This window comes from Haloterrigena turkmenica DSM 5511 (assembly GCF_000025325.1).
Classification (GTDB): Archaea; Halobacteriota; Halobacteria; order Halobacteriales; family Natrialbaceae; genus Haloterrigena; species Haloterrigena turkmenica.
Genome location: NC_013744.1, coordinates 14,442 through 35,021 on the forward strand (window position 1 = coordinate 14,442; position 20,580 = coordinate 35,021).

General features: G+C 62.5%; 18 protein-coding genes. 8 read left to right on the forward strand and 10 right to left on the reverse strand.

Annotation, left to right across the window (positions count from 1 at the left end):
* Positions 1-64 precede the first annotated feature (64 nt).
* From HTUR_RS18710 to HTUR_RS18720, 3 genes are all read left to right on the forward strand, one after another.
* Positions 65-1,723, forward strand: a complete 1,659-nt coding sequence (locus HTUR_RS18710) for an AMP-binding protein (protein ID WP_012944900.1) — start codon at positions 65-67, stop codon at positions 1,721-1,723.
* 165 nt (positions 1,724-1,888) lie between these two features.
* A complete protein-coding gene (locus HTUR_RS18715; RefSeq protein WP_012944901.1) occupies positions 1,889-3,091 on the forward strand; it encodes a phenylacetate--CoA ligase family protein in 1,203 nt (400 codons plus the stop codon).
* 34 nt (positions 3,092-3,125) lie between these two features.
* Complete coding sequence (locus HTUR_RS18720; protein WP_012944902.1) at positions 3,126-3,368, forward strand: hypothetical protein; 243 nt, start codon at positions 3,126-3,128, stop codon at positions 3,366-3,368.
* A 13-nt stretch (positions 3,369-3,381) separates the two neighbouring features.
* Here the strand turns inward: HTUR_RS18720 and HTUR_RS18725 are convergent, their stop codons facing one another.
* Positions 3,382-5,331 carry a 3-hydroxyacyl-CoA dehydrogenase/enoyl-CoA hydratase family protein gene (locus HTUR_RS18725; protein WP_012944903.1) on the reverse strand — a complete coding sequence of 650 codons (1,950 nt, stop codon included), beginning with the start codon at positions 5,329-5,331 and terminating at the stop codon, positions 3,382-3,384.
* A gap of 119 nt (positions 5,332-5,450) precedes the next feature.
* Between HTUR_RS18725 and HTUR_RS18730 the strand changes: the two genes are divergently transcribed.
* From HTUR_RS18730 to HTUR_RS18740, 3 genes are all read left to right on the forward strand, one after another.
* Complete coding sequence (locus HTUR_RS18730; RefSeq protein WP_012944904.1) at positions 5,451-6,425, forward strand: MBL fold metallo-hydrolase; 975 nt, start codon at positions 5,451-5,453, stop codon at positions 6,423-6,425.
* Between the two features lie 135 nt (positions 6,426-6,560).
* A complete protein-coding gene (locus HTUR_RS18735) occupies positions 6,561-7,052 on the forward strand; it encodes a PaaI family thioesterase (protein WP_012944905.1) in 492 nt (163 codons plus the stop codon).
* A 156-nt stretch (positions 7,053-7,208) separates the two neighbouring features.
* The gene (locus tag HTUR_RS18740) at positions 7,209-8,384 is read left to right on the forward strand and encodes an acyl-CoA dehydrogenase family protein (RefSeq protein ID WP_049941937.1); all 1,176 of its coding nucleotides are present in this window, start codon (positions 7,209-7,211) and stop codon (positions 8,382-8,384) included.
* A gap of 204 nt (positions 8,385-8,588) precedes the next feature.
* Here HTUR_RS18740 and HTUR_RS18745 read toward each other — a convergent pair whose 3' ends face one another.
* From HTUR_RS18745 to HTUR_RS18775, 7 genes are all read right to left on the reverse strand, one after another.
* Positions 8,589-9,344 carry an SDR family NAD(P)-dependent oxidoreductase gene (locus HTUR_RS18745; protein WP_012944907.1) on the reverse strand — a complete coding sequence of 252 codons (756 nt, stop codon included), beginning with the start codon at positions 9,342-9,344 and terminating at the stop codon, positions 8,589-8,591.
* A 214-nt stretch (positions 9,345-9,558) separates the two neighbouring features.
* A complete protein-coding gene (locus tag HTUR_RS18750; RefSeq protein ID WP_012944908.1) occupies positions 9,559-10,695 on the reverse strand; it encodes a lipoate--protein ligase family protein in 1,137 nt (378 codons plus the stop codon).
* 86 nt (positions 10,696-10,781) lie between these two features.
* On the reverse strand, positions 10,782-11,594 hold the full coding sequence (locus tag HTUR_RS18755; protein WP_012944909.1) for an enoyl-CoA hydratase/isomerase family protein: 813 nt from the start codon (positions 11,592-11,594) through the stop codon (positions 10,782-10,784).
* 253 nt (positions 11,595-11,847) lie between these two features.
* Positions 11,848-12,591 carry an ABC transporter ATP-binding protein gene (locus HTUR_RS18760; protein ID WP_012944910.1) on the reverse strand — a complete coding sequence of 248 codons (744 nt, stop codon included), beginning with the start codon at positions 12,589-12,591 and terminating at the stop codon, positions 11,848-11,850.
* Positions 12,588-13,373 (reverse strand): ABC transporter ATP-binding protein, encoded by a 786-nt coding sequence (locus tag HTUR_RS18765; RefSeq protein ID WP_012944911.1) that lies wholly within the window; start codon positions 13,371-13,373, stop codon positions 12,588-12,590. Before HTUR_RS18765 ends, HTUR_RS18760 begins: the two co-directional genes overlap by 4 nt.
* The gene (locus tag HTUR_RS18770) at positions 13,370-14,530 is read right to left on the reverse strand and encodes a branched-chain amino acid ABC transporter permease (RefSeq protein WP_012944912.1); all 1,161 of its coding nucleotides are present in this window, start codon (positions 14,528-14,530) and stop codon (positions 13,370-13,372) included. Before HTUR_RS18770 ends, HTUR_RS18765 begins: the two co-directional genes overlap by 4 nt.
* 2 nt (positions 14,531-14,532) lie before the next feature.
* Entirely contained in the window at positions 14,533-15,396 is an 864-nt protein-coding gene (locus HTUR_RS18775) for a branched-chain amino acid ABC transporter permease (RefSeq protein WP_012944913.1), read from the reverse strand.
* 477 nt (positions 15,397-15,873) lie between these two features.
* Here HTUR_RS18775 and HTUR_RS18780 point away from each other — a divergent pair, with 477 nt between their 5' ends.
* Positions 15,874-17,070: an ABC transporter substrate-binding protein gene (locus tag HTUR_RS18780; RefSeq protein ID WP_049941938.1), complete on the forward strand. Its 1,197-nt coding sequence runs from the start codon at positions 15,874-15,876 to the stop codon at positions 17,068-17,070.
* Positions 17,071-17,177: 107 nt separating this feature from the next.
* On the opposite strand, the gene HTUR_RS18785 is transcribed toward HTUR_RS18780, so the two are convergent.
* Entirely contained in the window at positions 17,178-17,630 is a 453-nt protein-coding gene (locus tag HTUR_RS18785) for a nuclear transport factor 2 family protein (RefSeq protein ID WP_012944915.1), read from the reverse strand.
* 272 nt (positions 17,631-17,902) lie between these two features.
* Between HTUR_RS18785 and HTUR_RS18790 the strand changes: the two genes are divergently transcribed.
* Complete coding sequence (locus HTUR_RS18790) at positions 17,903-18,667, forward strand: SDR family NAD(P)-dependent oxidoreductase (RefSeq protein ID WP_012944916.1); 765 nt, start codon at positions 17,903-17,905, stop codon at positions 18,665-18,667.
* Between the two features lie 252 nt (positions 18,668-18,919).
* Here the strand turns inward: HTUR_RS18790 and HTUR_RS18795 are convergent, their stop codons facing one another.
* Positions 18,920-20,551 carry a class I adenylate-forming enzyme family protein gene (locus HTUR_RS18795; protein ID WP_012944917.1) on the reverse strand — a complete coding sequence of 544 codons (1,632 nt, stop codon included), beginning with the start codon at positions 20,549-20,551 and terminating at the stop codon, positions 18,920-18,922.
* Positions 20,552-20,580: the final 29 nt, after the last annotated feature.

Genomic DNA, 20,580 nt, shown 5'->3' on the forward strand with positions numbered 1-20,580 from the left:
AATACGTCTGTGGCGCTGTCCTCGAGCGTTGACTATATGTGCGCCAGCCGTATTGTGTGAGTTGATGGCAACCTACGAGGATTACGATAGCTTCGAGCTCACGTGGGAGGACCAGGAAGACTGGCTCCTCCCGAAAGTGCTGGAGCACCAGGCCGAGCAGCGGGGCGACGAAACGTTCCTTCAGTGGGAGACGACGGACCGAACGGTGAGCTTCGCCGAGACGAACCGCATCGTCAACCGACTCGCACACGGGCTCAGAGACCACGGGATCGAGAAGGGGGATCACGTCCTCCTCATGTTGCCGAACTCGCCGGAGTACCTCTTCCTCTGGTTCGCCCTCAGCAAGATCGGCGCGGTGGAGGTTCCGGTGAACACGAGTTACAAGCGCGACACGCTCACGCACGTCGCGAACCTGACCGAGGCCGAGTTCGGCGTCTTCCACGAGGACTTCGTCTCCCGAATCGACGAGGTGGAATCGGAGCTGACCCACCTCGAGTCCGTCGCCGTCCTGGGCGACGATTCCGCGAGCGCGCCGTCCGATTCCGGCCTCGAGTTCATGCCCTACGAGGAACTCGAATCCGAAGATGAGGCGAACCCCGACACGGACCTCGCGTACCACGACGTCGCGTCGATCATCATGACGTCGGGGACCACGGGGCCGTCGAAGGCGATCCAGAAGACCTACGCCCACCAGTATTTCTTCTCGGAGCAGTGCGTGAACCTCGTCCAGCTCACCGAGGACGACGTCTACATGACAGGGAACCCGCTGTTTCACAGTAACGCGCAGGTGTTGGTGGTGTTCCCGGCGCTGATCGCGGGGGCGAAGGTGTGCCTGTTCGAGAAGTTCAGCGCGTCGAACTGGGTCGATCGCCTGCACGAAACCGGAGCGACGGTCTGTAACTTCCTCGGGTCGATGATGGACTTCGTCTACCAGCAGCCCGAGCGGGAGATCGACGATCGGAACGAGTTGCGGTGTCTGTTCGCCGCGCCCACCGCGTACGGCATTCAGGAGGAGTTCGAAGAGCGCTACGGGATCGAGTACACCGCGGAGGTGATCGGGACGACGGAGACCTGCATGCCCGTGATGTCGCCGTACGGCGTCGACCGCCCCGAAGGCGCCGCCGGGTTGTTGCTGTCTGAGTACTTCGACGTCCAGTTGGTCGATCCCGAGACGGATCAGCCGGTCGAAGACGGACAGATGGGCGAGTACGCCATCCGGCCGAAAATTCCGTGGATCATGACGCCCGGCTACTACGGCATGCCGGAGAAGACCGAGGAGGCGATGCGGAACTGCTGGTTCCACACGGGCGACGGGCTGCGCCGGGACGAGGACGGGTGGTTCTCCTTCGTCGATCGCATCGGCGACACCCTCCGCCGGCGCGGCGAGAACATCTCCACGTACGAAGTCGAGCAACCGATCCTCGAGCACCCGGCCGTCGAGGAGTGCGCCGTCGTCGGCGAATCCGCGGCCGAAGAGGGCGGCGAGGACGAGGTCAAAGCGTTCGTCGTCTTCAAGGAGGGACGCTCCGCGACGCCGAAGGAACTCACCGAGTGGTGCAACGATCGGATGCCGTACTTCATGATCCCGCGATTCCTCGAGTTCGTCGACGAACTCCCGAAGACGTCCAACGAGAAGATCCAGAAGGAGAAGCTCCGCGACCGCGGCAACTCCGAGGCGACGTGGGACCGGACCGAGTCCGAGGTCATGATCTCCAAGGACTGAGCCGCTCGCCGAGCCACTCGTCGGTCGGAACGAGAGCGCCCACCGCCGTTCGAGGCGGACGGAACGACGGTGGCTTTATGTACCACCTCGACGAACGAATCCTATACGTCCCGTGTCAACAACTGACAGAGGCGGGGCGCGACGGATCCCACTACCCGAACAGCCATGACGCTATACGATCACTACCCCGACGGAACCCTCGAGCGGGTCCGGTCGCAGCTCGCCCACCTCGAGGAGACCGATCTGTACGGACCGATCTTCGAGGAGGCCGGGCTCGATCCGGACGAGATCGACTCCTGGAAAGAGTTCCGACGGCTTCCGTACACGACGACCGAAGAACTGCTCGCCGACGTCGACGAGAACCCGCCGCTCGGCTCGTTACACGAGCCGGGATCGATGATCTCGTTCACGCCCGCGAAGGATCGCCAACTGCCGGTGTTCGAATCCGCCGACGATCACGTCCGGTCCGCCGAAATCCACGAGACGATCTTCGAGCGGTTGGGAATCGAACCCGGAGACAGAGCGGTCATCACGCTCGCGTACCACGGGTTCGGAACCGGCTACCTGCTCCACCGCGCGCTCGAGCACTACGGCTGCGAAGTGATTCCGGCCGGACCGGGCGACTCCGAGGAGACCGCTCGAATCATCGACAAGTACGACGCCGACGTCCTCTGGGGGAATCCGAGCTTCGCGCTCGAGATCGCCGAACACGGCGGCGACGCGCTCGACGTCTTCATCGGCGGCGGGGAGCCGTTCACCAGCATCCCCGGTCGCCGCGAGTCGGTCCACGACGCGTTCGGCGGGCTCGACTGCGCGATCGACTACTTCGGCCTCCGACAGGCGTGGCCGGTCTCGGTCGAGTGCGCCGGCGAATCGGGCCTCCACGTCGTCGACGACTACATGCTCGCGGAAATCATCGACCCGGAAACCGGCGAGGTGCTCCCGCCTGGCGAGCGCGGCGAGGTCGTGCTGACGCATCTCGACCGCGAGGCCGGCGCGCTCCTCCGGTACCGAACCGGCGATCTCAGCGTGATCGAAGTCGAGGAGTGCGACCACTGTGACGCGACGATCACGATGCCCCGCGGCGTCTTCGGCCGGACCGACGAGCGCCACAAGGTGAAAGGGGTGAAGATGTACCCCGAAGGCGTCGCGCTCGTTCTCGCCGGATTCCCCGACCTGACGATGAACCACCGAATCCGGGTGAGTCGATCGGGCAACACCGACGAACTGACCGTCATTTGCGAGGGAGACGCCGACAGAGACGCCCTGGAAGAGGAGCTGACGAAACAACTGCAGATCCGGCCGGACGCCGTCGAACTCGTCGACGAACTCGAGGACGGACCGACCGTCGTCGACGATCGATACTAAGCCGGATCGCTACACACCACCCGCGACTACGATAATGCCACTCAAACCCGAACCGACCGCGAACCGAATCGATCCGCAAACGATCCCGCCGGAGACGACCGTTTGTCACTTCGACGAACTCGACGACGGAGCGAAAGACTGCCTGTTAACGTTGCTCGACGAACGGGACTCGGACACGCCCGAATTCATCGATATCGAGGGGCTCACCGCGTGCGACGTCGTCAAGTACGTCGACTACTACGACCTCGACCTGCCGGAGATTCGCGTCGCCGACTGATCGAGTCGAGACGTTACTTCCCCGTGAATTCGGGATCGCGATCGTTTCTGAACGCCGCAATTCCCTCCGTGAGATCGTCGGTCGTCATGAGGTGTCCGAACGCCTGCGCTTCGATCTCGAGCCCGGCGTCGATGTCGCGACGGCCGGCGGCCATTGCCCGCTTGGTGAACCGCTGGGCGATCGACGGCCCCCCCGCCAGCGATTCCGCGCGCTCGATCGCCCGGTCATCGAGCTCGTCGCTGCCGACGAGTTCGTTGACGAAGCCGTACCGCTCCATGGTTTCGGCGTCGTAGTTGTCGGCGGTGAAGATGATCTCCTTCGCTCGGCTCTCCCCGAGCAGGTGGGAGAGCCGCTGGGTTCCGCCCCAGCCGGGGAGTAGCCCGAGGTCGTGCTCCGGTTGGCCGAACGTCGAGCGCTCGCTCGCGATCCGGAGATCGGCGCATGTCGCCAGCTCCATGCCGCCGCCAAGGCAGAAGCCGTCGATCGCGGCGACGACCGGTACGTCGCAGGACTCGAGTTTACCGAAGACGCGTTGCCCTCGCTTCGAGACCTCGATCGACGCGACCGGATCGCTCTCATCGACGACGGACTGGACCTCCGCCCCAGCCGAGAACGCGCGGTCGCCCTCGCCGTCGATCAGCAGCGATCTCGCGCCCTCCTCGACGAGCGAGTCGACGGCGGTCTCGAGTTCCGCGAGGACGGTCGGCGTGATCGTGTTCATCCGATTCGGTCGATCGATGCTGATCCGACCGACGTCTTCGGCGGGGTGGTCGACGCGAATCGTCTCGAATCCGTCGTCGTCATCGAGAAAACCGCCTTCGACGGCCCGCTCGCGGAGGTACGACGTCGGCTCGTACCGCGGGTGACCGGCGCCCTCGCGCGCGGACTCAAGGGTCGACTCGAGTTCGGCGAGGTCGTACTCGTCCGCGAGCCGACACGGGCCAGTCGGGAAGCCGCCGCCCAGCGTGACCGCTTCGTCGATCGTTTCCGCGTCGGCGACGTCGTTTTCGATCAGTTTCGCCGCCTCGTTCGCCATCACGGCGACCAGCCGCCGTTCGACCGCCTCGTCGCCGCTGTCCGGCGGGATCTCTGCCCCGCCGTCCTCGTACTCGTAGAATCCCTCGCCGGTTTTCTTCCCGAACGCGCCGGAGTCGACCTGCTCGACGAGCAGCGGACTCGGTTCGTACGGGTCGCCGAGCGTCGCGTGGAGGTGCTCGACGACGTCGAGGATGACGTCGACCCCGATCTGGTCGGCGAGTTCGAACGCGCCCATCGGGAGCCCGAGATCGAACTTCGCGCTCGAGTCGACCGTTTCGATCGTCGCGGTCCCGTCGTCGACGAGCCAGGCGGCCTCGTTCAGCAGCGGGACGAGGATCCGGTTAACGATGAACCCCGGCGAGTCCTTCGAGACTAAGATCGGCGTCTTCTCAATCGAGCGAACGAACTCGACCGCCGCGTCGAGGGTCTCCTCGTCCGTCTCCGCCCCCGAGACGACCTCCACGAGTTCCATCCTGACCGGCGGGTTGAAGAAGTGTAACCCGCAAAATTTCGCGGGCCGGGTCGTGTTCGACGCCAGGTCCGTAATCGAGAGGCTGGACGTGTTCGACGCGAAGATCGCGTCGTCCGGCGCGTGTTCCTCGAGTTCGCCGTACACCGCCTCCTTAATCTCCATTCGTTCCGGGACGGCCTCGATGACCAGGTCGGTGTCCTCGACCGCGCGATCCATCTCGACGACCGGGACGACCCGCTCGAGAACCCTCTCGACGGTCTGGTCCCCGAGGTGACCGCCCTCGGCCAACTTCTCGAGGCTCCACTCGATCTGGTCGTAGCCGTCCCGAACGAGGTCCTCCTCGATGTCGCGAAGCCGGACGTCGTACCCTGCGATCGCCGCGACCTCCGCGATACCGTGACCCATGCTACCTGCGCCTAACACGGTCACCGTATCGATGGTTCTAGGTGCCATATGACATCCTCGTTCCAGAACACCGTTAATCTTCATCTTTCGGTGATCGGCGAGACCATCGTCCCGGGCGGAGTTCGCACTCGGTTCAGATTTATGTCGATCGACGACGACGTTCCGGTATGAACGAAACCGCGTTCGAACGGATCGAGATCCCGACGCCGTTTCACATCGGGTCGATGAACTGCTACGCCTTCCTCGGAGCGGACATCACGCTCGTCGATCCCGGACCCGCGACCGACGAGGCGTACGACACGCTCCGTTCCCGCCTCGAGGCGGAGGGGTACGGACTCGACGACATCGACCGCATACTCGTCACGCATCCGCACATGGATCACTTCGGTCTCGCGAGCCGACTCAAGGCCGTTTCGGACGCGGAACTCCTCGCACACGAGGACGCGGTCGACCAGCTCGCGGATCCGGACGGCTACCTCGCTCGGGAGCAGGCGTTCTTCGAGCCGTTCCTCGCGTCAATGGGAATGCCGGAGCAGGTCGCCGGGACGACGGTCGAGCTCCCCGAACCGTACGCCACGTTTCGCGAGCCGGTGACGGTCGACGAGACCTTCACCGAAGGCGAGCGCGTCGACGTCGGCGACGAGCTGGAGATCGTTCACACGCCCGGCCACTCGCCCGGATCGGCGTGTTTCGTCGACCCGGTCGACGGAACCGCGTTCACGGGCGATCACGTCCTCGCCGAAATATCGCCGAACCCGCTGCTCACTCTCGAGCCCGGAACATCGGAGCAACGGACGCGGAGCCTGCCCACGTACCTCGAATCGCTGCGGAGACTCCGCAAGCTCGATATCGACGTCGGCGTCGGGTACGCCGGCCACCGCGGGACGATTCCGGACGTCGTCGAACGCGCCGTCGAGATCGTCGACCACCACCACGACCGAAAGGAGGCGTTCGCCGACGTGCTCGAGGCCGACGGCCCGATGACGGCCTACCAGTTGATGCGAGATCGGTTCCCCGATCTCCCAGCGACGGAGATGTTCCCGGGCATGTGCGAAGTGATCGGTCACCTCGACCTGCTGGAGGACGAAGGGAGAGTCGAAATCACCGAGACCGACGGCGTCCGCCGCTACGAACTGGCCTGAGTTGCGTATTACTTATTGCACTTGTTCTACAATGTCACGCATGGTCAGTCAGCCAGGGCGGAGACCCGTGTCCGATCCGACGGACGGCCGGTCGAGCGAGTCAACCGTTCGCGGCAACGAGGTGACGACGCCGTGATGGACGAAGACTCGAGCGGCGGCGAAGAGACGTCCGTCGGCTTCACGCCGCGCGGCTCGGAGTCCGAGATCGTCGACCAGTTGAACGCGCACGTGCGGGAGCACGAGTTCCTCGCCGAACTGGGGTTCGCGGTCGAAACCATCGAAGACGGCCGCTTGCGGGCGTCGGTACCGCACGACGAGAAGTACGCCAACCCCGGTATGGGAGGGCGACTCCACGGCGGAATCGTCGTGTCCGCGCTCGACAGCGTGATGGGGTTTACGCTGATGGCGGCGCTCGGCCGCACCGAAACGCGGAAGGTCGGTCCGACGGTCAACCTGACCACTAACTTCGTCTCCTCGGCCGACGAGGCGCTCGACGCCACCGGTGAAATCGTTCGAATCGGCTCCTCGACGGCGGTCGTCGACGGGGAACTGCGCGGTCGGGACTCCGACCGAGTCATCGCGACCGGACAGGGCGTGTGGCGAGTCTACGACGACTCGGAGCGCTAGTGCGCCGGCCGCTCTCTTCTCGGTCGATTGCGCCCGGACGGTCGGCGGTGTCGCACGCTTAACGTCGAACGGACTGACTCGAGTCCGACCCGTAGCCAATGATGTGTGGTAGCGATACACCTATGGGAGAGGACGCGGATGGATACAATGTCGACTATGGAGTACGAGCTATCCGAAGAGCACGAACTGATGAAGAACGCGGTGACGGACATCGCCTCGCAGTACGGGAACGACTACTGGCAGGACGTCCACGCGAAACACCGCGTTCCCGAGGAGATCTTCGAAGACCTCGCCGATGGCGGCTGGTTCGGCATTCCGCTTCCCGAAGAGTACGGCGGCCACGACCTCGGACTCCTCGATACGGTCATCGTCATGGAAGCGCTCTGTGAAGAACACTGCTGGGAGACGACCTTCCGGTTCACGATGAGCACCGTGTTCGGCGGCATTTCGCTGGTCGAGCACGGGAACGAGGAACAGAAGGAGCGGTATCTCCCCTCGATCGCCGACGGCGGGGACGTCTGGGCGCTCGGCATGACCGAACCCGACGCGGGGCTGAACTCCGCGCGCATCTCGACTGCCGCCGAGAAGGACGGCGACGAGTACGTTATCAACGGCCGGAAGCAGTGGATCTCGGGCATGGAGTTCGCCGACCACCTCCTGTTGATGACCCGGACGACGCCCTACGAGGAGGCCGAGTCCCGATTCGAAGGACTGACGATGTTCATCGTCGATCCGGAGGCCGACGGAATCGAGTACAGCGAGATCCCGCTCGACATGTACTACACGGAGCCGACGTACGACCTCTTCATCGACGATCTGCGCGTCCACGAGGATCAAGTCCTCGGCGAGGTCGGCGCCGGAATGTACCAGGTGTTCAGCATGCTGAACGTCGAGCGGATCACCGCGGCGCTCTCCGCGTGGGGAGCGGGCAAAGAAGCGCTGGATAAGGGCGTGCAGTACGCGAAGGACCGCGCCGTCTGGTCGGAGCCGATCGGCGCCCATCAGGCGATACAGCACCCGCTGGCGGAAGCGCACATGAAAATGGAGTCGGCGCGAACGCAGCTTCGGAAAGCCGCCTGGCAGTATGACAATCAGGTCGGTGACGTCGGCGAGGTGTCGAACATCGCTAACTACCTCGCGTGTCAGGCCGCGTGGGAGGCCTGCGAGGCGTCGATGACGACCCACGGCGGGATGTCGGCCAGCCAGGAGATGGGGATCGCCGCCTGCTGGGGCGTCGCCCGCCACCAGCGGACCGGTCCGGTCTCGGAGGAGATGATCCTGAACCACATCGGGCAGAACGTGCTCGGCCTCCCCCGATCGTACAGTTCCTGAATCAAGTCGATCGGTCTTCGGTCGCTCGAGGAGGTTTCGAATCGCGGTCGCCCCGTTACCGTGAACCGTCGCCGCTGAGCACCCGTTGATGGTCCCACTAGCTCGGCGGTAGTACCGCGGTAGAAAAACGACAACGCCGCAGAGCGACGGTCGAACCGCCTGCAGAAGGCTCGTCCGTTCTCGCCGAGGAACCCGTTCGTACGACTAGCGACTGAGATAGCCACCCTCGACGCCGAACGCCTCTCCGGTGACGAACGACGCTTCGTCGCTACACAGCCACACTACGGCGTTCGCGACCTCTTCGGGCGTCCCGAGTCGATTCATCGCGTGCATACCCGCGATCTGGTCGCGCTCCTCCTCGGTCATGTTCTCCTCGAGCAGTGGCGTCTCGATGAAGCCGGGGCAGACGCTGTTGATCCGAACGCCGGTTTCGCCGTTCTCGAGGGCGGCGCTTTTCGTGAGCCCCAATACGCCGTGCTTGGCCGCGGCGTACGCCGAGGAGGTTTCGAACCCGACCTTTCCGAGGACCGAGGAGTTGTTCACGATCGCACCGCCCGACTCCTGTTCCCGCATGCGGCTGATTTCGGCTTTCATGCAGTTGAAGACGCCCGCTAGATTTACGTCAATGACGCGTTGCCAGCTCTCCGCCGGGTACTCGTCTACCGGAACCTGTTCGCCGCCGATACCGGCGTTGTTGAACGCGCAGTCGAGACGTCCGTACTCCTCGACGGCGGTGTCGACCATCGCTTGCGCCGATTCCAGATCGGTCACATCCGCCTCGACGAAGATCGCGTCGCCGCCGTCGTCCTCGATCGTCGCGACCGTTTCCTCGCCGCCCTCGACGTCCAGATCCGCGATGACGACGCTCGTTCCGCGGTCAGCGAACTCGATCGCGGTCGTTCGGCCGATTCCCGAACCGGCGCCCGTTATCAGTGCGACTGATTGGTCGGTTGAGACCATAGTCGTGTATAACTACACAACCGGATAAAATACTGTGGGACGGTACCACACCGTTTACCGGTTTCGCTCTTCGGTCGTCTCCGGCGGGAACTGATCGCCGTCTGGAAGCCGATCGTGTCGCACCGCGATCGCAGCGACCGCGCCCCGGACGCGACGGCGCAGTCGGTGGCCCTCGTCTCGCGTCCGGTTCAGGGGCTCGTCGACGAGAGCCGCGTCACTCCCGCCGGAACTCGTCGGCGGGAACGAGATTCGACCTGGCGCGGCGGAGGGGCTGTACGAAGTCCTCGGGGGGAAGCCACGGAATTTCGATATCGTCGTCATCGTATACGGTTTCGACCGCGTTCAAGAGGGCGTCGTCGTCGCCGATGTCGCGGCCGGCCACCGCCTCGTTGAGCCGCTCGACGGCGTCGAACCCGGGCCGGTGGAACATGTCGCCGGTGTACTGCACGGCGACGATCTCGTCGGACGGGTCGACGCGAACGCTGGCTTTGATCAGTTTCCGGCCTTTGTACGCGACCTCGGCGACCCGATCGTCGGGGTCGGCCTCGTCGATGAGGCGCTGCGTCGAGTACCGTTCGAACCACTCCTCGGAACCGTAGAACTCGCGGTGGTCCTCGATTGTCTGCCGCTCTTCGTCGGTGAGCGATCCCGGTTCGGGGTCGCCGCCCGCCAGCAACGCGAGATTCTCCGTCGCCGCGTCGATCACCGCCTCGAGGTCGAGGTCGGGAGCGACCTCCTCGATCGACGTCATCCGCCCCTCCGCGCTGTCGGTGTCCTTGTCCTCGAACTTCTCCTTCGGAAGCCGGAGGACGTCGTCGATGATCTCGAACTCGTCGGGGCCGTAACTCCGGTAGATGACGTTGGCGAAGACGCCCCAGACGCCGTCCTGGTAGCCCGCTCCGGAAACACCGATCTTGAGCAGCTGTCCGTCGTCTTCCGGGACTAGCTCGACGTCGCCCCCGTCCCGATACGTGGCGTTCTCGATGCCGGCGTCGCGAAGCGCGCCGGCCATCGCCTCGCCGGCGAGGTCGATGTATTCGGACATCGTCCGTTCGCCTCGGTCCGGGAAGAACGCGTACAACACGGGCGTGTGATCGTCGCGGAAGAATCCCGTCCCGCCGCTGACGTTAAATCTGCGGCCGTAATCGACGCCGTACTCCGCGGCGCGCTCGCGGTCGATGAGCGCCGCGTCTTCGACGGGACCGATCTCGAGGAACAGATCGGAGTCGAACGTCCACTGCATGATCGTCGGCGGCGATTCGCCGTCGGCGACGGCGTCGAGGACCGTTCGTTCGATCGCGGGATACGTGTCGGGTCCGATCTGAACGTCGAGTGTGCGTACTGTGGTCATGACTCGTGAGAATCAATCGCACATTCCCGGGACAGCGCCATATAGCTCACGGTTCACCTAGCCGACACTCGATGGCGCAGGCGACCTCAGCGGCCGTTCCACTCCGGCTCTCGGTCCTCGAGGAACGCGCTGATCCCTTCGCTGCTGTCCTCTGAGGCGAGCACCTGCGCGAACAGTTCGGCCTCGTAGTCGATCCCGTCCTCGAGGCCGAGCTGCGAGCTGGCTTTCACCGCGCGCTTCGCGAACTCGAGGGCGACCGGGCTGCGATCGGCGATCGACGAGGCGAGATCGGCGACTTCGTCGTCGAGTTCGTCCGGTTCGCAGACGATATCGACGAGTCCGAGCTCCCGCGCTTCGGTCGCGTCGATCGGGTCGCCCGAGAGGATCATTCGCATCGCTTGCCCCTCGCCGATCAGACGGGGGAGTCGCTGCGTGCCGCCGCCGCCGGGAATGAGCCCGAGCGAGACCTCCGGCAGGCCGAACTTCACGTCCGCGCGGGCGATGCGGACGTCACACGCCATCGCGAGCTCGCAGCCACCGCCGAACGCGTACCCGTTGACGCGAGCGATGACCGGCTGCCTGAGGTTCTTGACCCGTTCGTAGATCCGAGGGCGCTTGCTCCGTTCGCGCTGTTCGAGCGCCGTCCGCTCTTGCAGATCGCCGACGTCGGCGCCGGAGACGAACGAGTGAGACTCGTCCGAGCCGGTGAGCACGACGACGCGAGCGTCCGACTCCTCGATCCGATCGACGAGGAGGGCGAACTCGTCGCGGAGTCGCTGGTTCATCGCGTTCCGAGCGTCCGGCCGGTCGAACGTCACGGTGACGCAGTTTTCGACGTCGTCGCCGACGGAGACGTCGATCGTCTCGAGTTCCGCGCCGACCGCTTCCAGATCGGCCATCAGCGATCCCTCCGCGGCGGCGCGCTCGAGAACCGAACGCCGCTCGCGGCGATCGGTAACGGTTGTCCGCTGTGGCTACGCGACCGACTGTACAACGTCTCTTCGTGCGCCAATTGGTACCGAGACTGCATAGTCATCGATGTCGCTCGTCAGGGGATTAAACGTTACGCTCGGACGCAGAATCTCGAGGAATCCGGCAGAACGAGGAAACACGCCCGTACGGGGCGTCGGTCGGACCGACTGCGCTCGATCGTTACCCGCCGAGGTACGTCTCGCGGATGTAGTCGTCGCCTTTCATCTCGTCGGCCGCCCCTGATTTGACGACCCGGCCGTTTTCGAGGAGGTGGATCGTGTCCGCGTGGTTGAGCGCGAAGGTCGCGTTCTGTTCGGTCAGGAGGACGGTGACGCCGCGGTCCAGAATCGGTTCGAAGGCGTCGCTGATGTCGTCGATGATGACGGGCGCGAGCCCGATCGTCGGTTCGTCGAGGATCAGCAGTTCCGGATCGCCCATCAAGCCCCGGCCGAGGGCGAGCATCTGCTGTTCGCCGCCGGACATCGTCCGCGCTTCCTGGTCCCTGCGCTCCTCAAGTTTCGGGAAGACGTCGTAGACGAACTCGAGGTTCTCCTCCAGGGAATCTCGACTCCGGTACGCTCCTAACCGGAGGTTCTCTTCGACGTCCATGAAGGGGAACAGATCCCGCTTCTCGGTGCAGTAGATCATTCCCCGTTCGACCAGCGTCGATCGTTTCACGTCGGCCACTTCCCGCCCGTCGTACGTGATCGACCCGTCGTACGGGAGGTGGCCCGCGACGGTGTCCGCGAAGGTGGTCTTCCCGGCGCCGTTCGGGCCGATGATCGAGGCGATCTCTCCCTCGCGGACCGTCAGATTGACGTCGCGAAGCGCCGACACCTGTCCGTAGGAAACCGACAGCGAACTCGCCTCGAGAATCCGACCGTCTGTCTCGCGGTCACGGTCGGGGAGCGCCTGTTCGCTCATATCTCTTCACCCCCCAGGTAGGCCTCCTGGACGGTCTCGTCGGCGATGATCTCCTCCGGACTCCCCTCGGCGATCTTCGAGCCGAAGTTGATGACGACAGCCCGGTCGATGAGTTCCAACAGCCCTCGCATGTTGTGATCCACGATGATCAGCGTCGTTCCGTCGTCGCGAAGTTCCCTGAACAGCCTCGAGAGGCTCTCGATCTCGCCGCTGGAGAGGCCGGCGAACGGCTCGTCGATGAGGAGGAAGCTCGGTTCGGTCGCGAGCGCTCTGGCGACCTCCAGCCGAATCATTCCTTCGTGGGGCAACTCGCTCGGCATCTTGTGCAGGTCGTCCTCGAGACCGACGCGTCGACACACCGCTTCGGCGTTCGAGGAGGACTGGCCGAACAGCCCGGAGAGCGTGAACAGGCTGTCCGACACGCCGGCGAGTTCCACATTCGCGAGCACGTCGCGGTCGGGGAGCGGCCGAAACGTCTGGAACGTTCTCGCCATTCCCCGTTTCACCATTTTGTACGGCGGCAGCCCAGTGACGTCGTCGCCGTTGAACGTGACCGTTCCGCTAGTCGGCGAATACGTCCCGAAAATGCAGTTGAACGTCGTCGATTTGCCGGCCCCGTTCGGGCCGATAAATCCGAGTATCTCCTCGTTCCGGACGGCGAACGAGAGGTCGTCGACGGCGACCAGACCGCCGAACTTCTTGGTCAGGTGCTCTACCTGCAGTACCGTCTCCTCTGACTGTGCGGATCGTTCGTCCATCTGCTGTGTGGTCTCTGTAGTCATCGGTCGTCGTTTGTGAACTGATCGAGTAGTTCGACGCAACTCTCGTAGCACCGGTGTAGCGTCCGATTCTCCGACGTTCGACCGCCGTCCGCCACGGCATTCGGTTCATCGTCCCGGTTGCGCGTGCGTAACTGCGTCCCCTTCTCCGTCAGCCACGGGACCAGCCCCTCCGAGAGGTACAGGAGCATCAGCAACAACAGGGTGAAGAATAGCAGGTTGTGTATCGAACCGACGGTCACGTCGATCACGGGAATCGTCCAATCGAGTCTGCTGAACCACTCGAGCCCCCAGTAGATGAGGAAGCCGCCGACGACGGCACCGGTGATCGTCCCGAATCCGCCGATGATACCGGCCAGCAGGATCTCGATCATAACGCTCAGTTCCAGCAGCTGGGACGGAGACGCGCTTCCGGCGGGCGTGTGGACGAAGAGGGCCCCGGCGAACCCGCCGATCGCGGCGCTCACGACGAACGCGTAGACCTTGAACTTGTTCGGATTGATCCCGACGCTAGTGACGGCGTCTTCGCTCTCTTTGACCGCCGTGAAGATCGCCCCGGTATCGGACCGCGTAATGACCCACGTGACGCCGAAGACGAGGACGAACGCGGCGAGCGTGAGGTAATAGCTCGCGTTCGCCGTCGCGACGAAGTCACCCGCGTCGATCAGCGGCTCGGCGTTTCGAAGCCCCTGCGAACCGCCGAACGTGTCGCGATACATCTGGAAGACCTGCAACAGGATCAGCGGCGGCAGAAGGGTGAACAGAGCGAGGTAGTGCCCCTCGATCCGGAGCGCCGGGAGCGATAGCAGGAGTCCCGCGATCGCCGCCAGAGCGACGCCGACGACGACGCCGACGGCCGGAGCGACGCCGTACTCGAGGTTGAGGAGCGTCGTCGCGTACCCCCCGATGGCGAAGAACAGCGTGTGACCGAAACTGACCTGCCCCGTGTATCCGGAGACGAAGTCCCAACTGATCACGAACATCACAAAGTAGAGCGCGGCGACCATTTGCAGAACGGTCAACACCGGGAACACGGACGGGAACAGTGCAAGGGAGATGAACGCCAGTACCGCGATGTAGTATCGGATCGGCAGCCCGGTGAGGGTAGCTATCGACAATCGCTCCGTCACTCGTTCCGCGAGACTGGATTCGTTGGACATGATCACTCCTCCCCCGGCCGACCCATGAGGCCGTGCGGGCGGACGATGAGGATCAGGAACAGTACTACCAGCGCCGTCATACCCGTCATGCGTGGACTGATCATCGTTATCGTAACTGTCTCGAGCGTTCCGACGATGTACGCGCCGATAACGCTTCCCTTGATCGACCCCATCCCGCCGAGAATGACGATGGCGAACGCGGTCAAGAGAGGCTCGAGGCCCATATTGTACTGAACCCCTTGCGTGATCCCGAAAAACAGCCCGCCCAATCCGGCGAGCGCTCCCGCGATCGCGTATGTGTAGATCGTCGTGCGCTCGTGGTCGACACCGACCAGCGACGCGCCGCGCTCGGACATGCTGAGCCCCTCGATTCCCCTGCCGATCCACGTCCGGTTTATCAGCAGGAACAGCGCGATGATCGCGATCCACGAGATCACGAAGAGGAGGATCGAATTGTTCTGAGCAGTGATCGGCCCGACCGTAGTCCGCCCCGAGAGGAGCAGCGGGAGGGATCGAGACGTCGTGCCTTCTACGAAACGGAAGAAGTACTCGACGATCAGGAGCACGACCAGCGTGACGATCACGACGAAGATTTCGTCGTCCTCGACCGGCTTGACGAGGAGTTTGTACACGGCGACGCTGAAGAGCGCCGGAAGCACCAACGCTGCGAGGACCCCGACCCAGATACTGAGGCCGAGCGAGTTGTAGACGTAGTACGCCGAGAATCCGCCGATGATTATCGCCGCTCCGTGCGCGATATTCAGTATGTCCGCGACACCGAATATCATCGTGAACCCGATCGCTATCAGCGCATATAGCGCACTTAGCGTAAGCGCGTTTATGGCTAACAGTCCTACATCGACCATGTGTTACAATGCCAACGCAGAATACATAGTAGTATCGGTCAGGATAACGCCTCCCGTCGCCTGCGGCGAGTATTCGGTTAAATCGAATGATAGTACAGACGTGGATCACTGACCACTCCTGTGCCACGGCTAGATGAATACGATCAGGACGGAAATCGAGAACCACTTGACAGAAACGACGATACCTCACCGAGTGAGTCCGAGCCTGGGAAACGCTGACGGTCACGGACCGATTCGAAGTCCTCTCGAGCGGCCCGAAGCGCTTCCGAAAGCGATAGCGATGACTCGCCGCGGAACGTCGCTCCGTGGCTATCCGATGTCAGTGGTCGCTACCAGCGAGCGACCCATGATTTATATATGCCCTCGCCTATGTTACAGACCGTCATGGTAGATAGTGGCAAAAGAGGCTCGAGAACCGCTGGGAGACGGCCCGATATCGACCGACGATCGTTCCTCACGGCGTCCGGCGCGAGTGCATTGGCAGCAACGGCGGGTTGCCTCGGTGGCGGCGGCGGAAGTAGCGACGGTATCACGATCGGCGGCCTCTTCGGACTGCCCGGCGATCACCCGGCCGGGACCGGGATGAAGCAGACGACCGAAGTGCTAGTCGAGAATCTCAACGCAGACGGTGGACTCCTCGGTGAAGAAGTCGAACTGGTCACTCGGGACACCGAGTTCGATCCGGCGACCGCTCGCGACGGCTACCGGGAACTGATTCTCGACGAGAGCGTCGACGTAACGACGGGAATCTACTCGACCGAGGTCGGAACGGCGATCTTCGACGAGGTACCCGAGTTCGAAACCATCCACCTAACCGGTGGCTCCGCGCCGGATCGTCCGATGGAGAACTACGACGACTACAAGTACTGGTTCCGCGGCATTCACGGGGGGTACCTGGGTCGGGCGACGGCGAACTACGCCGCGTCACATTTCGAGGATCTGGGTATTACGGAGGTCGGCATCGCGGCCGAGGACGTCGACGGATTCGATCCGGTCCTCGAGGAATTCGCTGCCGGCCTTCCGAGTTCCGTCAACGTCCACTTCGAAGAGCGGTTCTCGTCGGACACGAGCGATTTCAGTCCGATCCTCGACCAGGGCGAACAGAACGACATCCAGATGATGGTCGGGTTCGTCTCCCAGGGCGGCTCCGCCCTCATGAGTCAGTGGGCCCAGCGCCAGCCGAACTACATGTTCGGCGGCGGGGACGTCTTCTCCTCGAATCCGGACCGGTGGGAGAACACGAGCGGCGAGGTCGAATACGTCTGGTCGTACATCGGCGGTGCCGCTCCGGGGCTCGAGGTCACTGAGACGACCAGCCAGCTCATCGAAGACCACAGATCGATGTTCGACGGGGCGGCCCCGCCTCACGCCCAGTCGTACACGCAGTACGACGCGATTCTGACGTGGGCCGAAGCGGTGAAGGAGGCGGAGACGACGGACATTGACGAGGTCGTTTCGACCATCGAAGAGATGACGCTCGAGGGATCGACCGGCACGCTCGACTGGTACGGCGAGGACGGTGAACTCCCGCACACGCCTCAGTTCGGCGAGGAATACGTCCATCCGCCAGTCATGCAGTGGCAGGAAGTCGATGGCGAGGGTCGGCAGATCGGGCTCTACCCCGATACCGTTCGGAGCGGCGAGTTGCAGATCCCGCCGTGGGTAAGTCTGTAGACCGTCACTGGCCGAAACGAACCGACGTCGGCCAGTATCCTCAGTGGCGTCGTACCTTCGTTGACTCGATATGCACCTCGAATTCGGTCGGCCGTTAACGATTGGGGTCAGATCGCCATCGGTTCCTCGGCCCAACCGTCGTCGTAGGGGCTGAAATACTTCGCATCGTACGTGAGTTCGGTTATGAGCCAATCGTCTCCCTCGCGGCCGAACTCTACCGTATAAAATCCGACGAGCCAGACGGCACCCATATCCTCGAGCGTGTCCAGGCCGAGATAGTGCCATCGCCCCGTCGCTGTATCGCCATCGACCTCGATGTGCGGATTAGCAGTCAGATGAATAGAGTCAACGATTCCCGTTTCGCCTTCGATGTATCCCTCGAGGAACTCGGTTACCTCCTCCTTCCCGTCGTAGTAGCCGAAGTCTCCGTAGTCGATTGCACAGTCCTCATGGAGTAACTCGAGGAGTCCATCGAGGTCGTGTTTATCCATTCGGCGCGCGTACGCGGACATGACGTTCGATACCGACAATACGGCGGTGGGGTTGTCGATTTCCTTCATAATGCAAGTACGGTAACGTATGCCACGGATAAATAGCTTTACGATATTATAAATATTCTTTATTTTTAGAGAAGGAATGAACAGAGCGGACGGTTCAGTACGTGGTTCCGGCCACGTGGCTTCGACCGTGCACCCGCAAAGCGAGTTCCGATGTTACCGCTGCTCTACTCCCATTCGTGCCGCCACGACCGCCCCGAGTTGATTTCTGCCCACATTTATCACAATTAACGGAGACATTTAATATGTCTTCGGGTTAAAGATCGGGCTGCGACATGAAACTAGCTGAAGACAAATCGACGGTTATCACTGGCGCAGCATCCGGAATCGGGCGAGCAACTGCCAAGGTATTCGCCGAGCACGGAGCGAACGTCGTGGTTGCCGACGTGGACGTCGACGGTGGCAACGAGACGGTCGAAGCGATCGAAGACGACGGTGGCACGGCGACGTTCGTCGAGACCAACGTCGCCGACCAAGACGACGTACAGAACATGATCGATACTGCCGTCGAGGAATACGGTGGCCTCGACGTGCTTTACAATAACGCCGGCATCGACGGCCCGCACACGGAAATCGCCGAATACGACGTAGACGGCTTCGACCAGGTCGTCGACGTCAATCTCAAAGGGGTCTTTCTCGGCATGAAATACGGTATCAGCGCGATGCTCGAGGACGGCGGTGGATCAATCGTCAGTACGTCGTCGATCGGCGGTGTGAACGCTGTCGAAGGGTACAGCGGCTACGGGGCTACGAAGGCTGGCGTAAGTCTCATGACCAAAACGGCAGCCGTCGAATACGCTGACCAAGGGATCCGGGCAAATGCCGTCGCACCGGGCCTCGTCAACACGCAGATGGTTCAGAACATTATCGAAGAGGAGCCAGAGATGGAAGAGGAGTTCCTCGCGTACGAACCGATGGACGGCTTTTCCGACCCTCGAGAGATCGCGAACGCGGTCCTCTTTCTCACGTCAGATCTCGCGTCCCGCGTTACTGGCGTAACGTTGCCGGTAGAGGGCGGGTTTTTGGCTAGCAATTCGTAGCGGGACTGATCTCATCTTTTCCGCTCTCGAGTGCGTTCAGCCGTCCGTAATCGACCACTCGTCGGGGTGAGTATAGAGAGACGCTCAGCGGACCAGATCTCGAAGGCGTCCGCTTCGGAACGAGGGCTGACACCGAATGGTACAGCGTTCATCGTACAGACGACAGCATCGCCGGACAGAGGCGTCGAGTGAGGAAGACAGCGGAGGAGCGGTGAGCGCAGCGAGTAGCAATGAGAACGGTGAGGTGATCGGTTACACTTCCCGAACTCGATTCTCCTCGTCGGGCTCCCAGTCTTCGACCTCTTCGCGAACGATTTTCCCGGTCGCTGAACGAGGGAGGTCGTCGGGATGGACGATTTCGACGTAGTGCGGTAGCTTGTAATTCGCGATTTCGTTCCGAAGCATTTCCATCAGTTCGTCAGTAGTGACTTGCTCCGGATTATACGTGCTGACGACTGCTCGCGGCACCTCACCCCATTTCTCGTCAGAGACCCGGACGACAGTTGCGTTTTCGATTTCCTGGTGTTGCAGGAGGACTTTTTCGATTTCAGCGGGATAGATATTCTCCCCGCCGCTCTTGATCAGATACTTTCGTCGGTTGACGAAGCTGTAAGTGCCGTCCTCTTCGTTGTAGACGAATATATCGCCCGTTCGGAACCACCCGTCGTTGAAATCCTCTCGGTTCGCTTCGGGATTGTTGATGTAACCGCTGGACAGCGTCGGGCCGCGCGCTGCGAGCTCACCGCGACCTTCGACCTCGTTCCACTCCTCATCGATCAGCTTCAGATCGACGAAGGACGATTCGGCTTTCGCGAGGTCGTCGTCATCGGGAAGGACGCCGACCGGGATATCATTTCCAGCACTGAGGACGTTCGCGTCTTCAGTCGCTCCGTAGGAGTTCTTGAAGGGCATATCGAACATTTCAGTGACGCGCTTTACTTTCTTCGGGTCGACTAAATCGACGAGAGCACCGATCGCTCGGATATCGCGCATCTCGTCCACGTCGACATCGTTTTCCTCGATGTAGTCGAGGAAGTCGTTGATCACGCCAGGAAGCAGATAGAGCCAGCCGATACCGCCACCGTCTTCGAGCAGAATGTCGACGATACGTTCGGTATCGAAGCCGTCCGTCGGATAGTAGGTTCCGCCCAGCGTCAGCACCCCGGGCATCGCGTCGACCGCGATGATGTGGAACATCGGCCCCCATCCGAGCCACCCGTCACCCTCCTGCATCTCCCAGTCGATAACGTACGTGTAGCCGCGAGCGAGCCACGCCCGATGACTGATAACCACACCTTTCGGGAGACCGGTCGTCCCGGACGTGTAGAGCACTACCAGCCCCTGTTCGGGGTCGACGTCATAGTCGGGTGCGGGTTCGTCCGTCGATCCGTCGTCGATGAGCGTCTCGTACTCCAAATCACCGTCACCACCGTCGAGGTGAATGATCTCCGGCGGCTCGTCCATCTCCTCTTCGATCCAACCGGCCTTCTCCCGATATCTGTCAGAGACGATGAGCGCGTCGGGGTCAACGAGTTCGGCGCAGTGAATGAGTTCCTCTCGCTCGAGACGCCAATTGAGTGCAGGGACGAGGTAGCCGAGCTTTGCACCTGCGAAGATGGGTTCGAGGAACTCGCCGCGGTTTTCAGAGAGGACGGCCACTTTTGCCTCTCCCTTTTCGTATCCCCGCTCGAGAAGGGCATTTGCGAGCGAGTTTACCCGCTCGTTGAACTCTTCGTAGGTCACATCTCGCCCGGGCTCGCTAACGAGAACTCGATCGGAATACATCCGAGTGGCCTTCCGGAGGAGATCTCCGACATTCAACTGCTTCGTTTGTTGTATGAACGACTCCTGGTCAGGCACCCCAAGGTCAAAGTTGAACTCCATGCATCGTTCGCTATAACCCCCATGGTAAT

Bases quoted from the DNA above. Each gene is read 5' to 3' on its own strand.
- HTUR_RS18710 (WP_012944900.1), top strand. From the start codon at position 65: ATGGCAACCTACGAGGATTACGATAGCTTCGAGCTCACGTGGGAGGAC.
- HTUR_RS18715 (WP_012944901.1), top strand. From the start codon at position 1,889: ATGACGCTATACGATCACTACCCCGACGGAACCCTCGAGCGGGTCCGG.
- HTUR_RS18720 (WP_012944902.1), top strand. From the start codon at position 3,126: ATGCCACTCAAACCCGAACCGACCGCGAACCGAATCGATCCGCAAACG.
- HTUR_RS18725 (WP_012944903.1), bottom strand. From the start codon at position 5,331: ATGGCACCTAGAACCATCGATACGGTGACCGTGTTAGGCGCAGGTAGC.
- HTUR_RS18730 (WP_012944904.1), top strand. From the start codon at position 5,451: ATGAACGAAACCGCGTTCGAACGGATCGAGATCCCGACGCCGTTTCAC.
- HTUR_RS18735 (WP_012944905.1), top strand. From the start codon at position 6,561: ATGGACGAAGACTCGAGCGGCGGCGAAGAGACGTCCGTCGGCTTCACG.
- HTUR_RS18740 (WP_049941937.1), top strand. From the start codon at position 7,209: ATGGAGTACGAGCTATCCGAAGAGCACGAACTGATGAAGAACGCGGTG.
- HTUR_RS18745 (WP_012944907.1), bottom strand. From the start codon at position 9,344: ATGGTCTCAACCGACCAATCAGTCGCACTGATAACGGGCGCCGGTTCG.
- HTUR_RS18750 (WP_012944908.1), bottom strand. From the start codon at position 10,695: ATGACCACAGTACGCACACTCGACGTTCAGATCGGACCCGACACGTAT.
- HTUR_RS18755 (WP_012944909.1), bottom strand. From the start codon at position 11,594: ATGGCCGATCTGGAAGCGGTCGGCGCGGAACTCGAGACGATCGACGTC.
- HTUR_RS18760 (WP_012944910.1), bottom strand. From the start codon at position 12,591: ATGAGCGAACAGGCGCTCCCCGACCGTGACCGCGAGACAGACGGTCGG.
- HTUR_RS18765 (WP_012944911.1), bottom strand. From the start codon at position 13,373: ATGACTACAGAGACCACACAGCAGATGGACGAACGATCCGCACAGTCA.
- HTUR_RS18770 (WP_012944912.1), bottom strand. From the start codon at position 14,530: ATGTCCAACGAATCCAGTCTCGCGGAACGAGTGACGGAGCGATTGTCG.
- HTUR_RS18775 (WP_012944913.1), bottom strand. From the start codon at position 15,396: ATGGTCGATGTAGGACTGTTAGCCATAAACGCGCTTACGCTAAGTGCG.
- HTUR_RS18785 (WP_012944915.1), bottom strand. From the start codon at position 17,630: ATGAAGGAAATCGACAACCCCACCGCCGTATTGTCGGTATCGAACGTC.
- HTUR_RS18790 (WP_012944916.1), top strand. From the start codon at position 17,903: ATGAAACTAGCTGAAGACAAATCGACGGTTATCACTGGCGCAGCATCC.
- HTUR_RS18795 (WP_012944917.1), bottom strand. From the start codon at position 20,551: ATGGAGTTCAACTTTGACCTTGGGGTGCCTGACCAGGAGTCGTTCATA.